Origin of the sequence: Streptomyces sp. Ru71, assembly GCF_002920535.1 — a bacterium.
Lineage (GTDB): Bacteria > Actinomycetota > Actinomycetes > Streptomycetales > Streptomycetaceae > Streptomyces.
The window spans coordinates 1-15,017 of sequence record NZ_PQSS01000042.1 but is presented as its reverse complement, the minus strand read 5'-3'; the positions used below and the strand labels follow the sequence as shown (position 1 = coordinate 15,017).

Genomic DNA, 15,017 nt, shown 5'->3' with positions numbered 1-15,017 from the left:
CGTCGTACGGCCGGCGTTACTTCAGCAGTGCCGGGATCGTCTCCTCGTGCGCCGTGCGCAGCTCCGCCAGGGACAGCTCGAACTCGCCCTGGAGCTCGATGGTGTCGCCGTCCACGACGCCGATGCGGGTGGCCGGCAGGCCACGGGCACCGCACATGTCGTTGAAGCGGACCTCCTCCGAACGCGGCACCGCGACGACGGCGCGGCCGGCCGACTCGGAGAAGAGGAAGGTGAACGCGTCCAGACCGTCCGGGACGATCAGCCGGGCGCCCTTGTCCCCGAGCAGCGCCGACTCGACCACGGCCTGGATCAGACCGCCGTCGGACAGGTCGTGCGCGGAGTCGATCATGCCGTCGCGGGAGGCTGCGATCAGGATCTCGGCCAGCAGGCGCTCGCGCTCCAGGTCGACCTTCGGGGGCAGGCCGCCGAGGTGGTCGTGGATCACCTGGGACCAGGCCGAACCGCCGAACTCCTCACGCGTGTCGCCGAGCAGGTAGAGGAGCTGGCCCTCTTCCTGGAAGGCGACCGGCGTGCGGCGGGCGACGTCGTCGATCACGCCGAGGACCGCCACGACCGGGGTCGGGTGGATGGCGGCCTCGCCGGTCTGGTTGTACAGCGAGACGTTGCCGCCGGTCACCGGCGTGCCCAGCTGCTGGCAGCCGTCCGCCAGACCGCGCACGGCCTCCGCGAACTGCCACATGACGGCCGGGTCCTCGGGCGAGCCGAAGTTCAGGCAGTCGGACACCGCGAGCGGCTTGGCACCGGTGGTGGCGACGTTGCGGTACGCCTCCGCCAGGGCCAGCTGCGCGCCCGTGTACGGGTCGAGCTTGGCGTAGCGGCCGTTGCCGTCGGTGGCGATGGCCACACCGAGGCCGGTCTCCTCGTCGATGCGGATCATGCCCGAGTCCTCGGGCTGGGCGAGGACGGTGTTGCCCTGCACGAAGTGGTCGTACTGCGAGGTGATCCACTTCTTGGAGGCCTGGTTCGGGGAGGCCACCAGCTTCAGGACCTGGTCCTTCAGCTCGTCCGAGGTCGCCGGGCGGGGCAGCTTGTTCGCGTCGTCGGCCTGCAGCTCGTCCTGCCAGGACGGGCGGGCGTAGGGGCGCTCGTAGGTCGGGCCCTCGTGGGCGACCGTGCGCGGGTCGACGTCGACGATCTTCTCGCCGTGCCAGAAGATCTCCAGGCGGTCGCCGTCGGTCACCTCACCGATGACGGTGGCGATGACGTCCCACTTCTCGCAGATCTCCAGGAAGCGCTCGACCTTGTCCGGCTCGACGACCGCGCACATGCGTTCCTGCGACTCGCTCATGAGGATCTCCTCGGGCGAGAGAGTCGAGTCACGCAGGGGGACGTCGTCCAGGGTGACGCGCATGCCGCCGGAGCCGTTGGAGGCCAGCTCGGAGGTGGCGCAGGACAGGCCCGCCGCGCCGAGGTCCTGGATGCCGACGACCAGCTTCTCCTTGAACGCCTCCAGGGTGCACTCGATGAGGAGCTTCTCCTGGAAGGGGTCGCCGACCTGGACGGCCGGGCGCTTGGAGGGCTTGGCGTCGTCGAAGGTCTCGGAGGCGAGGATCGACGCGCCGCCGATGCCGTCGCCGCCGGTGCGGGCGCCGTACAGGATGACCTGGTTGCCGGCGCCGGACGCCTTCGCGAGGTGGATGTCCTCGTGCCGCATCACGCCGATGGCACCGGCGTTGACCAGCGGGTTGCCCTGGTAGCAGGCGTCGAAGACGACCTCGCCGCCGATGTTGGGCAGGCCGAGGCAGTTGCCGTAGCCGCCGATGCCGGCGACGACGCCGGGCAGCACGCGCTTGGTGTCGGGGTGGTCGGCTGCGCCGAAGCGCAGCGGGTCGACCACGGCGACCGGGCGGGCGCCCATGGCGATGATGTCGCGGACGATGCCGCCCACGCCGGTGGCGGCGCCCTGGTAGGGCTCCACGTACGACGGGTGGTTGTGCGACTCGACCTTGAAGGTGACCGCGTAGCCCTGGCCGACGTCGACGACACCGGCGTTCTCGCCGATGCCGACCAGCATCGCGTCGTTCTCGGGGGCCTTCTCGCCGAACTGGCGGAGGTGGACCTTGGAGGACTTGTACGAGCAGTGCTCGGACCACATGACCGAGTACATGGCGAGCTCGGCACCGGTGGGCCGGCGGCCGAGGATCTCGACCACGCGCTCGTACTCGTCCTTCTTCAGGCCGAGTTCGGCCCAGGGCAGCTCGACGTCGGGGGTCGCGGCCGCGTGCTCGACCGTGTCCAGAGGCGTCCGGCTCATGCGTTGACCAGCTTCTTGAGGATCGAGGTGAAGAAGGGGAGACCGTCGGTGCGGCCGGTGCCGATGAGCGGCTCCGTGGCGTGCTCCGGGTGCGGCATCAGGCCCACGACGTTGCCGGCCTCGTTGGTGATGCCGGCGATGTCGTTGAGCGAGCCGTTCGGGTTGACGTCCAGGTAGCGGAACGCGACCCGGCCCTCGGCCTCCAGCTTGTCCAGCGTGTACCGGTCGGCCACGTAGCGGCCGTCCATGTTCTTCAGCGGGATGTGGATCTCCTGGCCCTGCTCGTAGTCCACGGTCCAGGCCGTGTCCGCGTTCTCCACCCGCAGCTTCTGGTCGCGGCAGATGAAGTGCAGGTGGTCGTTGCCAAGCATGCCGCCGGGCAGCAGGTGGGCCTCGGTGAGGATCTGGAAGCCGTTGCAGATGCCGAGGACCGGAAGGCCGGCCTTCGCCTGCTCGATGACGGTCTCCATCACCGGCGAGAAGCGGGAGATGGCACCGGCGCGCAGATAGTCGCCGTAGGAGAAACCGCCGGGCAGCACCACGGCGTCGACCTGCTTGAGGTCCTTGTCCTTGTGCCACAGGGCGACCGGTTCGGCGCCCGCGAGGCGGATCGCGCGCTGCGTGTCCCGGTCGTCGAGAGATCCCGGGAAAGTGACGACGCCGATACGAGCGGTCACTTCGCGGCCTCCGCGACTTCCTCGACCTTGACGGTGAAGTCCTCGATCACGGTGTTGGCGAGGAAGGACTCCGCAAGATCGTGAATGCGGGCGAGGGCGGCCTCGTCGACCGGGCCCTCAACTTCCAGTTCGAATCGCTTTCCCTGACGGACGTCCGAGATCCCTTCGAAACCCAGTCGCGGCAGTGCGCGCTGCACCGCCTGGCCCTGGGGGTCGAGGATCTCCGGCTTGAGCATGACGTCGACTACGACGCGTGCCACTGGCACTCCCGGTGTGTGGTGCTGAGCAGGTTCCTTCAGACTACCCGCACAAAATTTCTACGCGAGTAGAGTTGTAGGAAACTACGTGACCGCCATCACGATGCGGTATCGGCCGGGTACGCTCGCCAAAAATTCTGGGAAAGATCCCCGACCGGCTCGCGGCACCTATTGCGCCGGGACACGCGGAGCGATTTAGTCGGGCTTCACTTTCCATTGGCGCGCACTGTACAAATGAAATGCCGATAACCGATACTCGGCACCGTCATCGCAGATGAGCTGTATCAAGGTGCCGCAGAAGGGACCGATATTCGTGGCGCAGAAGGTCGTGGTCACGCTCTTTGACGACATGGACGGCTCGGAAGCGGCGGAAACGGTCGTCTTCGGGCTCGACGGCAAGTCGTACGAGATCGACCTGAACGAAACCAACGCCAAGAAACTGCGCAAGGCGCTCGCGCCCTACGTGGAGGCCGGCCGCAAGCGCTCGCGGTCCGGCAAGGCGTACCAGCAGACCGAGGTCGCCCCCGACCCGGCGGCCGTGCGGGCCTGGGCCCAGGCCAACAAGATGGACGTCCCGGCCCGCGGCCGGATCCCGAAGAAGGTGTACGAGGCGTTCGCCGCCGCCCGCTGAGCCGGGCTCTTCGCCCCGCCGACGTCCGCCGCCGCGCCCGCGCACCGCGCCCGACGCCCGGTCAGCCGCCCCTGCGGGCCGCCGACTTGCGCTGCACCCCTGTTGTTCGGCTAAAGTCTGAGCACGCCGCCGGGCGAAGCCGAAAGGCCCAGCTCATCACGGCAATGCGGGTGTAGTTCAGTAGTAGAACATCCCCCTTCCAGGGGGAAGGCGCAGTGTGCGATTCCTGTCACCCGCTCTGCATCGCCGTCAGGACCACTCTTGTGGATCAGGTAGGCTGGTGCACGCACCGATCGGTGGGAGCCGGTCGGCGGCAATGCGGACGTAGCTCAGTTGGTAGAGCGCAACCTTGCCAAGGTTGAGGTCGCGAGTTCGAGCCTCGTCGTCCGCTCGGGAATGAGACCCCGGTCCTCTTGGGACCGGGGTCTTTTCGTTGTCCCCGCGCCTGCCGCTTTCTGACATTTGTCATGTGCGCAGATGACAGCGCGCACTGCCGGACGCCCGCGGGTGCCGGGACGCTGACGTCATGGACACGAACGAACACGTGATTGAGGTCACCGACCTCCGGCGTGTGTACGGGGGCGGGTTCGAGGCGGTCGGCGGGATCACGTTCCACGTGAAACGTGGCGAGGTCTTCGCGCTGCTCGGCACGAACGGCGCGGGCAAGACGTCCACCGTGGAACTGCTGGAGGGCCTCGCCCGGCCCTCCGGCGGCCGGGTGCGCGTCCTCGGCCACGACCCGTACACCGAGCGCGCCGCCGTACGGCCGCGCACCGGGGTGATGCTGCAGGAGGGCGGCTTCCCGTCCGAGCTGACGGTGGCCGAGACCGCGCGGATGTGGGCGGGCTGCGTGAGCGGCACCCGGCCGGTGGACGAGGCGCTGGGGCTGGTGGGACTGTCCGGCAAGGCCGGGGTGCGGGTGAAGCAGCTCTCCGGAGGTGAGCGGCGGCGCCTCGACCTGGCACTCGCCCTGCTCGGCGATCCCGAGGTGCTGTTCCTGGACGAGCCGACGACGGGACTGGACGCCGAGGGGCGCCGGGACACCTGGGCGCTGGTGCGGGCGCTGCGCGACAGGGGCACGACCGTGCTGCTGACCACGCATTACCTCCAGGAGGCGGAGGATCTCGCCGACCGGCTGGCGATCCTGCACGAGGGGCGCATCGCGGCCGCCGGCACGCCCGCCGAGGTGACGGCCGCGCAGCCGTCGCGGATCACCTTCGAACTGCCCGACGGATACGTCCTCGGTGATCTGCCGGCGCTGCCCGGGCTCGGGGTGTGCGGGCACGAGGTGGACGGCCGCCTGGTCCGGCTGCGCACACGGGAGCTTCAGCGCACGGCCACGGAGCTGCTGGTGTGGGCCGAGGGGGCGCGGGTGGAGCTGCGCCGGCTGGATGTGCGGTCGGCCTCGCTGGAGGAGGCGTTCCTGGGGATCGCCCGGGAGTCCGCGGGCGCGCGGAGCGAGGAGTTCGCGGCATGAGCGCCACGGTGACCTCCCCGGCGGGCCGGATGGCGGCTCTGGCCAGGGCCGAGCTGACGCTGCTCGGGCGCAGCAAGAGCGTGATCGTCACGGCGGTGTTCGTGCCGCTGGTGATGCCGTTCACCGTGCGCTCGACGGTGAAGGACATGGATCTCAAGGGCTCGGGCCTGGACATGGGTCTGGTGGTGCTGCCCGCGGCGATCGGCTTCTCGCTGCTGTTCGCGGTCTACAGCGCCCTGGTCGGCGTGCTCGCCGCCCGGCGTGAGGAGCTGGTGCTCAAGCGGCTGCGTACGGGCGAGCCGCGGGACGGGGAGATCCTCGCCGGGGCCTCGCTGCCGGCTGTGCTGACGGGTCTGGTGCAGGCGGTGGTGCTGGTGGCCGGCTGTACGGCGGTCCTCCATGTGCACGCGCCGAAGGCGCCGCAGCTGGCGGTGCTCGGGCTGGCGGCGGGGCTGGTGCTGTGCGCGGCGCTGGCCGCGCTCACCGCGAGCTTCTCGCGGAGCGTGGAGAGTGCGCAGGTCACCGCGTTGCCGCTGATCCTGGTGTCCATGGCCGGCTCCGGGATGATGGTCCCGCTGGAGTTGTTCCCGGACCGGGTGGCCTCGGTGTGCGAACTGCTGCCGCTGAGCGCGGTGATGACACTGATCCGCGGCGGCTGGAGTGGCGCGCTGTCGGCGGGGGACGCCGTGGAGGCCCTGGTGACCGCCCTGGTCTGGATCGTCGTCGCGGTGTTTGCTGTACGGCGGTGGTTCCGCTGGGAGCCGCGGCGCTGACCACGCCGGACGAAGGGGCAGGGGAGGAAGCGGTGTTGGGCCGGATACGGGGGTGGCAGCGGCGCCACTGGCGGGAGCGGAGCAAGGCGGAGCGGGTCGAGCTGCAGTCCGTGGTGACCTGGCACGTGACCACGTGGGCCCTGTACTTCGCGTGGCTGGTGTTCCCCATGGCGGGTGACCTCGGTCGAAGCGGCATGGCCCGCGTGCTCGGTGGGGCCCTGATGGTCGTCGGCGCGCTGCAGTGCGTCGCGGCCAACGTCCTGACCCGGCCGGCGCTCGATCACTATCTGGGCCGCCGCACGGTCGGGGGACGGCTGCTGACGGTGCCCTGGCTGCTGCTCGGGCTCGCCCTGGGCATCGTCGTGGGCCTGCGGGCGACGGGCGCGGCCGACCCGATCACCTGCCGGATGGCGCTGGGCTCGGTCCTCATGGCGTTCGGGCTGGTGTACGCGATGGTGGTGCCGCGGGGGGCCTTCCTGCTGCGCGGTGCCGTCCTGGCAGTGGTCTGTATGGCGGGGTTCGCCGCTTCGGGAGGCGGTGCCGTCGATGTCGTGCTGGCCGGTGGCCTGGTCGCCTTCGCCTCGGCGTTCTCGCTGTTCGCCGCCCGCTGCGGGGCCTGGACGCTCGCCGTGCTGTGGGAGGCCGAGCGGGCGCGGGAGATCGAGGCGCGGCTCGCTGTCGCCGAGGAGCGGCTGCGGTTCGGGCGGGATCTGCACGATGTGATGGGGCGCAACCTGGCGGTGATCGCGTTGAAGAGCGAGCTGGCGGTGCAGCTGGCGCGGCGGGGCCGGGTGGAGGCCGTGGAGCAGATGATCGAGGTGCAGCGGATCGCGCAGGAGTCGCAGCGTGAGGTGCGGGAGGTCGTGCGCGGTTACCGGGAGGCCGATCTGGGCGTCGAACTCGCGGGGGCGCAGGGTGTGTTGACGGCGGCCGGGATCAGCTGCGAGGTGGCCGGCGAGGTCGGCGGGCTGCCGGCCGGGGTGCAGTCGGCGCTCGGCTGGGTGGTGCGTGAGGCGACGACGAACGTGCTGCGGCACGGGGACGCCGGGTGGTGCTCGGTGGCCGTCGAGGTGGCGGAGGGGCGTGTGGTGCTGGCGGTGGAGAACGACGGCGCGGGGGCCGTGGCCGGTGTCGGTGGGGGCGGGTCGGGGCTCGCGGGGCTGCGGGAGCGGCTCGCGGAGGTCGGCGGGACGCTGACGGCGGGGCCGGTCGGGGGCGGGGTGTTCCGGCTGGTGGCCGAGGTGCCGCTGGCGTCCTCGGCGGTGGCGGCGGCCGAGGGGGCCGTGGCGTGAGCGTGCGGGTGCTGCTCGCCGACGACGAGCATCTGATCCGGGGTGCGCTGGCCGCGCTGCTCGCGCTGGAGGACGACCTGGTCGTGGTCGCGGAGGCGGCGAGCGGGCCGGAGGCGCTGGCGATGGCGCGGGCGCACGAGCCCGATGTGGCGGTGCTGGATCTGCAGATGCCCGGCGCGGACGGTGTGAAGGTCGCCACATCGTTGCGCAGTGAGCTGCCGGGGTGCCGGGTGCTGATCGTCACCAGTCACGGCCGGCCGGGGCATCTGAAACGGGCGCTCGCGGCCGGGGTGCGCGGCTTCGTGCCGAAGACGGTGAGCGCGCAGCGGCTCGCCGAGATCATCCGTACCGTGCATGCCGGAAACCGCTATGTGGACCCGGAGTTGGCGGCCGACGCGATCTCCGCGGGGGACTCGCCGCTGACCGCCCGGGAGGCCGAGGTGCTCGAACTGGCCGCCGACGGGGCACCCGTCTCGGAGATCGCGGAGCGGGCCGCGCTGTCGCCGGGGACGGTGCGGAACTACCTGTCCTCGGCCGTGACGAAGCTGGGGGCGGAGAACCGGCATGCGGCAGTGCGTCTCGCACGGGAGCGAGGTTGGGTATAGTTGCTCTCGCGCCACGGCGCAGTGCGGACGTAGCTCAGTTGGTAGAGCGCAACCTTGCCAAGGTTGAGGTCGCGAGTTCGAGCCTCGTCGTCCGCTCGGGAATGAGACCCCGGTCCTCTTGGGACCGGGGTCTTTTCGTTGCCCCCGTGGCCCGCATGGCCCCCGTTGTGCCCCGGTCGTGTTTCCCGTGGTGCCCCCGGCTCGCACCGGGGGCGGGGCGGGTCGGTCAGCTCCAGCGCACGCCGGTCAGGCGCTCGTACGCCTCGATGTACTTGGCGCGGGTGGCCTCGACGACCTGCTCGGGCAGCTGCGGCGGCGGCTGCTCGCTCTTGCGGTCCCAGCCGGAGGCGGGCGAGGTCAGCCAGTCGCGCACGAACTGCTTGTCGTACGAGGGCTGGGCGCGGCCCGGCTGCCACTGGTCGGCCGGCCAGAAGCGGGAGGAGTCGGGGGTGAGCACCTCGTCGGCGATGACCAGATCTTCGCCGTCGAAGCCGAACTCGAACTTGGTGTCGGCGAGGATGATCCCCCGGTCGCGGGCGATGTCGCGGCCGCGTCCGTAGACGGCGAGGGTGGCCTGGCGCAGCTGGGCGGCGGTGTCGGCGCCGACCTGGCGGGCGACCTCCTCGTAGGAGACGTTCTCGTCGTGCTCGCCGACCTCGGCCTTGGTGGCCGGGGTGAAGATCGGGGCGGGCAGTTCGGAGCCGTCGACCAGGCCCTCGGGCAGGGCGAGGCCGCAGACGGTGCGGGAGTCGTTGTACTCGGCCAGGCCGGAGCCGGTGAGGTAGCCGCGGGCCACGCACTCGACGGGGACCATCTTCAGCGACTTGCAGACCAGGGTGCGGCCCTGCCAGTCGGCGGGGGCGCCGGCGGGCAGCTCGGTGCTCAGCACATGGTTGGGGACCAGGTCGGCGAGCTGGTCGAACCACCACAGGGAGAGCTGGGTGAGGATGCGGCCCTTGTCGGGGATCTCCGTGGGCAGCACCCAGTCGTAGGCGGACATGCGGTCGCTTGCGACCATCACGAGGTCGCCCGCCTCGTTCTGGTACAGCTCGCGCACCTTGCCGGTGTGCAAGTGCACCAGGCCCGGCACCTGGATCGGCTCGGGCTTTTCTACGAATCCGGACACGGTTCCTCCCCGTGGTTCTGTCCAATGGCTCGATTGTCCCGTATGGGCGGCCTGAGCCGGACAGCGGGTCAGTCGCGTTTGCAGATGCGGTCGAGGAGGTTCGCCGTGGCGCGCTGGATGCGCGCGTCGACGTGGCCGGGGCGGTCCAGGGCGGGGGACCAGGCGAAGGTGCCGGCGGCGAACACCCAGGCGCCGGACGGGGCCCGGTACAGGGAGGTCTCCTGGTGGCGCCGGGTTCCTTCGCCGTCCCGGTAGGGGGAGTGGGCGAGCAGGACGCGCTCGTCGTGTTCGGGCAGCGGGGCGCGCGGGAAGTAGCGGTCGGCCTCGCCGGCGACCAGGCCGGGCAGCGCGTCGCCCTCGTGCGCGCCGGTCGCCTCCCACAGCCAGTGGTCGGCGTTGCGCACGATCAGCGGGTGGGGTTCGGGGACCCGGCCGGCGTACTGGATGCCGACGAGCTGCTGCTCGGGGCGGTCGATCTCCCGCCACAGCACGGGCTTGCCCGGGCCTTTGCGTTTGCGGCAGGTCAGCAGGCGGTCGGGGACGCCGGACGGGGAGGGGGCGAGCTCCACCTGCCAGTAGACGCTGTTGGCGGAGAGGAACACCAGGGAGGTGCCGTGGTCGCGGGCCTGCTCGACGGCCCGGCGCATGGGCACGGACCAGTACTCGTCGTGGCCGGGGAAGACCAGGCCCTGGTAGCGGGCCGGGTCGATTCGGCCGGCGTGCAGATCGCGGGCGTCGGCGTAGGCGAGGTCGTAGCCGTAGCGCTCGGCCCAGCGGATGAAGTCGTAGGCGTGGCCGACGTGCAGCGGCAGGCCCGCGCCGGCGTAGGGGCGGTCGAAGGAGACCGTGGTCGCGGCGTCGGCCTCGCCGAGCAGCCGGCCCTCCTCGTCCCAGGCGTGGTAGAGGCTCGCTCCGGTGCGGCCGTCCTCGGGGTAGAGGTTGTACGCCTGCCAGGTCACGTCGGGCAGGAGCAGCAGCAGGTCGGCGGGGCGGTCGTCGCGCACCGTGAAGGGGATGTGGGAGCGGTAGCGGCCGTCGCCGGTGGTGAGGACCGCGACGTAGGCGCCGACGCTCCAGTGGGTGGGGATCGGCAGCCGCCAGGACAGCCACCAGTGGTGGCAGGAGACGGTGCGGTCGGCGGTGAGCGGGGGCGGCTGGACGATGCCGGAGAGCCGGGGACTGGTGGTGATCTTGGCGGCGCCGTCACCGCCGTAGTGGCCGATGCGGTAGACGTCGACGAAGAACTCCTGGGGCGGGTCGACGGTGACGTGGAAGTCGATCGCCTCGCCGGGGGCGACCGCGCCGGTGGAGACGAAGCCCTTGATCTGGCGGTGCACGTCGTCGGCGGAGCGCAGGTCGTGGCGCTCGGCGCGGGGGGCGGGGACGCGTGCGCCCTTGCGGGTGCTCTGCGGCGGGATCGGGTCGACGTACCAGGGGACGACGTGGCCGGTGTCGTCGAAGTACGTCTCGCTGCCGCGCAGCCAGGGAACGGGGCCCTGGCCGAAGGGGTCCGTCACGGCGTGCGCAAGTGCTCCGGACTCCCAGCGGCGGATCTGCTCCGACCCCATGGTCGCTCCCCTCCCTCACGCCCCGGTACACGCCTGACGTCGTGCTCGTTCACCTGTCTTATGTCGCACGCGCTTGCCATGTGCGTGACCGGTCCCAGCACATCACATAACGCACGCATGCTGTCACTATTCGTTGCGAATTGGCCGAAAGTGGAATCCGGTGCTCCGACTGCGCGGGGGGAAAACGGGGTCAGACCAGCCGCAACGGCTTCTCCGGGCGTATGCCGGTGGCCGAGAGCCACTCGCGCAGGGGCGAGGGGTCGCCGTCCTCTATCAGGCTCAGCACCCTCGGGGCGAGGTCGGTGGCGCGTTCGCCGTTGATCAGCAGGGTGGGGCCGTCGAGCCAGTCCAGGCCGGGGGCGGCGCCGGCGGTGTCGACGGCGGCGCAGCAGACCGTCGCCGTGACGTGGTCGGTGAGGATCTCCCGGGGGGTGCGCGGGGGGCTGCAGCGGGAAGAGGGGGAGCGCCGCGTCGTCCCACAGGGCGGCCGGGGCGTGCTCGGCGGACCCCGCGCCCGTGCCGGGGGCGGCGGCCTCCTCACCGGCCAGCTGGGCACTCAGCCCGGCGGCGAGCGCTGCGCTGCGCGGGGAGGCCGGCTCGTCCGCGTCCGGGGCGATGCCGAGGGCGGGGGGCGGGGTGCCCGGGGCGAGGTCGGGGTCGGGGAGCCGGTCCGGCCCGAGGACGTGGTCGTCGGCCTCTCGCTCGGGCCTGGCGGGGGCCGCCCGGCCCGGGGCGGGGGCGGCGAGGTGGTCGAGGATGCGGGAGAGCGTGGGGCTGCCGGGGTCGGGTACGGCCGTGCCGGGGGCGCGGCGTACGCCCAGGCTGTCCAGGACGCGGTGCAGCCGGGCCGCGTCGGTGCGCCACTTGCGGTCGACGACCTCTTCCGGATACGCCTGCCAGTCCACCGGGGACCAGTCGGGGCCGGCCTCCGCGGGGCCGCCGTGGAAGAGGCGGGCGGCGAGCAGCGAGGCGGCCTCGTCCACCAGGCCGGGCTCCTCCAGCAGGTCGCAGGCGGGACGCTCGCCCAGCCGGGAGGCGAAGCCCTCGGCCAGCCGGTCGCGCCGGGACAGCTCGGTGAGCGCGGCCACCACTCCCGCGTCCAGCCGGGCCGGCCAGCGGCCCATCCGCCACGCGGGCAACGCGACCCGGGTCAGCAGGCGGTCCCAGCCGGCGTACGCCAGGCCGACCTGCTCCTGGGCGACGATCCGCAGCCCGTAGTCGACGGACTGGGCCCGCTCGGCTGCCGCCGCGGCCACGCCGCGCTCCATCTCCGCCGCGTGCGCGCGGCAGCTGCGCAGCAGCAGCCGGGCCACCCAGCCGACGCCCGCGCACACCGACCGCACGAGCCGGCAGCGGCCCGGCGTGGCGGCGACGGCCACCGCCGCGTCCAGTCCGCGGACGAAGCGGCGGGCGGCGGCTATGTCCGGGTGCGCGGCGGGTCCGGTGCCGGCGACAACCGGGGCGAGCAGGGCACGCAGTTCGCCGACCCGCATCCACCACAGGAACGGCGAGCCTATGACCAGGACCGTGGCGGGAGCGCGCCGGTGCAGCCGGCCCGCGCCGGTGAGGTCGTCGCGGTCCGCCGGGCCCGGCGTGGGCGTGGGCGGGCCGTGCGCCGCATGGGTGCGCTCCTCCAGCCAGCTGTCGCAGTCCGGGGTGAGCGCTATGGCCGTCGGTGCGGGGACGTCCAGGCGGTCGGCGAGGTCACGCACCAGCCGGTACAGGTCGGGCGCGGCCTCCTCGGCGATCGCGACCGTGGGGCTGACGGCGGGGCGGGCGCGGGCCACCACCAGGCCGATGCCGGCGGCGGCGAGCAGCACGAGCAGCGCCACCACCGAGACCACCCAGCGGGCGGCGTCCCAGCCCGGCCCCACCAGGTGCCCGGTGGAGCCGCCGGCCAGCAGGATCACCGCGAGGGCCGCCGGAAGCAGGGCCACGGCCGTCGCCCTGCCGCGGATCCGCAGCACGGCCAGGGCCCGGGCCCGTGCGGCCTGCGCCCCCGCCTCCACTCCCATGCCGGTCACGACCGGACCTCACCGCCTGCCTGTCGCCGTCGCTTTCCTGGACTTGCTCACTCCCCCACTGTGGCACCCGCCACTGACATCGCAATGCCGGTGGGCCAAGTGCCGGAACACTTGCGCCGCACCCTAGTTGGGGGCTCGCGCCACGTCAGCAGGAAAGCCGATCGGTCACTCGATGGAATGGCTTTGGTCAGAGGTGGGTGACGGACCGCGAAGATCAGGCCCTGGGTTTGGTATGGAACAGGCCCCGGAACCCGTCGGGGGTCCGGGGCCTGGAAACGGCTGGTGAGAGGGTTGTGGCTCGGGACGGCTAGCGCCCTTCGGCCGCCTTCGCCGCGATGTCCGTACGGTGCTGGGAGCCGTCGAGGCGGATGCGGCCGACGGCCGTGTACGCCCGCTCGCGGGCCTCGGTGAGGTCGGCACCGGTGGCGGTCACCGACAGCACGCGGCCGCCCGCGCTGACCACCTGCTCGCCCTCGCGCCGGGTGCCGGCGTGCAGGACGTAGGCGTGCGGGGCGTCCTGCGCGGCCACCTCGTCCAGGCCGGTGATCGGGTCGCCGGTGCGCGGGGTGCCGGGGTAGTTGTGCGAGGCGACGACCACGGTGACCGCGGCGTCGTCGCTCCAGCGCAGCGGCTCCAGGTCGGCGAGGTTGCCGGTGGCGGCGGCCATGAGGATCCCGGCCAGCGGCGTCCGCAGCCGGGCCAGGACCACCTGGGTCTCCGGGTCGCCGAACCGGGCGTTGAACTCGATGACCCGCACACCGCGACTCGTGATGGCCAGACCCGCGTACAGCAGCCCCGAGAACGGGGTGCCGCGGCGGCGCATCTCGTCGACGGTCGGCTGCAGGACCGTCTCCAGCACCTCGTCCACCAGCTTGGGGTCGGCCCACGGCAGCGGCGAGTACGCGCCCATGCCGCCGGTGTTCGGGCCCTGGTCGCCGTCCAGCGCGCGCTTGAAGTCCTGGGCGGGCTGGAGCGGGAGGACCGTCTCGCCGTCGGTGATGGCGAAGAGGGAGACCTCGGGGCCGTCCAGGTACTCCTCGATGACGACGCGCTCACAGGCCGCGGCGTGCCGGACGGCGGTCTGCAGGTCGTCGGTGACGACGACGCCCTTGCCGGCGGCCAGCCCGTCGTCCTTGACGACGTAGGGGGCGCCGAAGGCGTCGAGGGCCTCGGCGACCTCCTCGGGGGTGGTGCAGACGTACGACCGTGCCGTGGGCACGCCCGCGCCCGCCATCACGTCCTTGGCGAACGCCTTCGAGCCCTCCAGCTGCGCGGCCGCCCCGGACGGGCCGAAGACCGGGATGCCGGCCGCGCGCACGGCGTCGGCGACGCCCGCGACCAGCGGGGCCTCCGGGCCGACGACCACGAGGTCGGCACCCAGCTCGCCGGCCAGCGCGGCGACGGCCGCGCCGTCCACGGCGTCCACCGGGTGCAGCTCGGCGACCTCGGCGATGCCGGCGTTGCCGGGAGCGCAGTGCAGCGCGGTCACGGCGGGGTCGAGGGACAGGGAGCGGCACAGGGCGTGTTCGCGGGCGCCGCCGCCGATGACGAGGACCTTCACGGGGTCAGCCTAACGGCAGACGGGGCGCCGGCCTTGTGCGGGCTTCCGAGGGGACCCGGACCGCAGCTTCGTGCTTTTCTCCGAGCGCACCGGCCTGAGCTGGGCACTCGGGGTGTCACTCGTTGGTGAACTCCTCGACGACCGTCGCTCCCAGCTCCTTGACGATCAGCTCGTAGCCGGACAGCGCGGACTCGTTCAGGTCGGGGTCGTCGTCCTCGGGGATGTCGTCCTCAAGGGACACCGGGGGCGGTTCCGGCGCGGCCGGCCGCGGGGCGGGGGCCGGGGCCGGCACGGGCGCGGACGCCTGCGCGGGCGACGACGGTGCGGAGGCCTGCGCGCCGGGCTGTGCGGGCGCCGGGCGCTGTACGGCCGTGGCGCCGCCGCCACCGCCGTAGCCGCCGCCTCCGTAGCCGCCACCCGCGTGACCGGAGGAACCGCCGCCGAAGCCGGACGGGCCCGCGGAGTGCGGCGGGGCGGAGCCGCCCGACGGGTCGACGACGGCCTCGATCTTCCAGTGGACGTTGAACTGCTCGGCCAGCGCCTGCCGCAGCACGTCCTCGCTGCCGCTGCCGGCGAAGTTGTCCCGGGCTCCGGCGTTGACGAAGCCGAGCTGGAGGGTGGTGCCGTCGAAGCCGGTGACCTGGGCGTTCTGGCTGAGCAGGATCCAGGTGAAGCGGCGGCGGTTCTTCACCGCCTCCAGGATGTTCGGCCACAGAGCACGCGGGTCGAGCCCGCCGGAAGCCGGGGCGGG

11 protein-coding genes, 3 tRNA genes and 2 pseudogenes are annotated in these 15,017 nt (G+C 72.4%); 8 read left to right on the top strand and 8 right to left on the bottom strand.

The window, feature by feature from the left end; genetic code table 11:
* Positions 1-16: 16 nt before the first annotated feature.
* The 3 genes from purL to purS are packed head-to-tail and all read right to left on the bottom strand — an operon-like array spanning position 17 to position 3,212.
* The gene (purL, locus tag C3489_RS23360; RefSeq protein WP_103783998.1) at positions 17-2,275 is read right to left on the bottom strand and encodes a phosphoribosylformylglycinamidine synthase subunit PurL; all 2,259 of its coding nucleotides are present in this window, start codon (positions 2,273-2,275) and stop codon (positions 17-19) included.
* Positions 2,272-2,952 carry a phosphoribosylformylglycinamidine synthase subunit PurQ gene (gene purQ, locus C3489_RS23355; RefSeq protein ID WP_103783997.1) on the bottom strand — a complete coding sequence of 227 codons (681 nt, stop codon included), beginning with the start codon at positions 2,950-2,952 and terminating at the stop codon, positions 2,272-2,274. The genes purL and purQ overlap by 4 nt, the downstream gene beginning before the upstream one ends.
* On the bottom strand, positions 2,949-3,212 hold the full coding sequence (purS, locus tag C3489_RS23350) for a phosphoribosylformylglycinamidine synthase subunit PurS (RefSeq protein WP_103783996.1): 264 nt from the start codon (positions 3,210-3,212) through the stop codon (positions 2,949-2,951). Before purS ends, purQ begins: the two co-directional genes overlap by 4 nt.
* A gap of 310 nt (positions 3,213-3,522) precedes the next feature.
* Here purS and C3489_RS23345 point away from each other — a divergent pair, with 310 nt between their 5' ends.
* From C3489_RS23345 to C3489_RS23310, 8 genes are all read left to right on the top strand, one after another.
* Positions 3,523-3,840, top strand: a complete 318-nt coding sequence (locus C3489_RS23345; protein ID WP_103784031.1) for an Lsr2 family protein — start codon at positions 3,523-3,525, stop codon at positions 3,838-3,840.
* A 166-nt stretch (positions 3,841-4,006) separates the two neighbouring features.
* Positions 4,007-4,078 (top strand) — tRNA-Gly (locus C3489_RS23340).
* Between the two features lie 80 nt (positions 4,079-4,158).
* Positions 4,159-4,231, top strand: a tRNA-Gly gene (locus C3489_RS23335).
* A gap of 135 nt (positions 4,232-4,366) precedes the next feature.
* Positions 4,367-5,317 (top strand): ABC transporter ATP-binding protein, encoded by a 951-nt coding sequence (locus C3489_RS23330; RefSeq protein ID WP_103783995.1) that lies wholly within the window; start codon positions 4,367-4,369, stop codon positions 5,315-5,317.
* A complete protein-coding gene (locus tag C3489_RS23325; RefSeq protein WP_103783994.1) occupies positions 5,314-6,090 on the top strand; it encodes an ABC transporter permease in 777 nt (258 codons plus the stop codon). The genes C3489_RS23330 and C3489_RS23325 overlap by 4 nt, the downstream gene beginning before the upstream one ends.
* 32 nt (positions 6,091-6,122) lie before the next feature.
* Positions 6,123-7,382 carry a sensor histidine kinase gene (locus tag C3489_RS23320; protein WP_103784030.1) on the top strand — a complete coding sequence of 420 codons (1,260 nt, stop codon included), beginning with the start codon at positions 6,123-6,125 and terminating at the stop codon, positions 7,380-7,382.
* The gene (locus C3489_RS23315) at positions 7,379-7,987 is read left to right on the top strand and encodes a response regulator transcription factor (RefSeq protein ID WP_103783993.1); all 609 of its coding nucleotides are present in this window, start codon (positions 7,379-7,381) and stop codon (positions 7,985-7,987) included. The genes C3489_RS23320 and C3489_RS23315 overlap by 4 nt, the downstream gene beginning before the upstream one ends.
* A gap of 23 nt (positions 7,988-8,010) precedes the next feature.
* Positions 8,011-8,083: transfer RNA gene (locus C3489_RS23310), tRNA-Gly, on the top strand.
* A gap of 130 nt (positions 8,084-8,213) precedes the next feature.
* Here the strand turns inward: C3489_RS23310 and C3489_RS23305 are convergent.
* From C3489_RS23305 to C3489_RS23285, 5 genes and pseudogenes are all read right to left on the bottom strand, one after another.
* The gene (locus tag C3489_RS23305) at positions 8,214-9,113 is read right to left on the bottom strand and encodes a phosphoribosylaminoimidazolesuccinocarboxamide synthase (RefSeq protein ID WP_103783992.1); all 900 of its coding nucleotides are present in this window, start codon (positions 9,111-9,113) and stop codon (positions 8,214-8,216) included.
* Between the two features lie 68 nt (positions 9,114-9,181).
* Positions 9,182-10,681 carry a N,N-dimethylformamidase beta subunit family domain-containing protein gene (locus C3489_RS23300; RefSeq protein ID WP_103783991.1) on the bottom strand — a complete coding sequence of 500 codons (1,500 nt, stop codon included), beginning with the start codon at positions 10,679-10,681 and terminating at the stop codon, positions 9,182-9,184.
* Between the two features lie 190 nt (positions 10,682-10,871).
* Positions 10,872-12,696: pseudogene (locus C3489_RS23295) on the bottom strand (hypothetical protein).
* Between the two features lie 316 nt (positions 12,697-13,012).
* The gene (purD, locus tag C3489_RS23290) at positions 13,013-14,266 is read right to left on the bottom strand and encodes a phosphoribosylamine--glycine ligase (RefSeq protein ID WP_103783990.1); all 1,254 of its coding nucleotides are present in this window, start codon (positions 14,264-14,266) and stop codon (positions 13,013-13,015) included.
* A gap of 115 nt (positions 14,267-14,381) precedes the next feature.
* A pseudogene (locus C3489_RS23285) lies at positions 14,382-15,017 on the bottom strand (DNA polymerase III subunit gamma and tau); the annotation flags it as partial.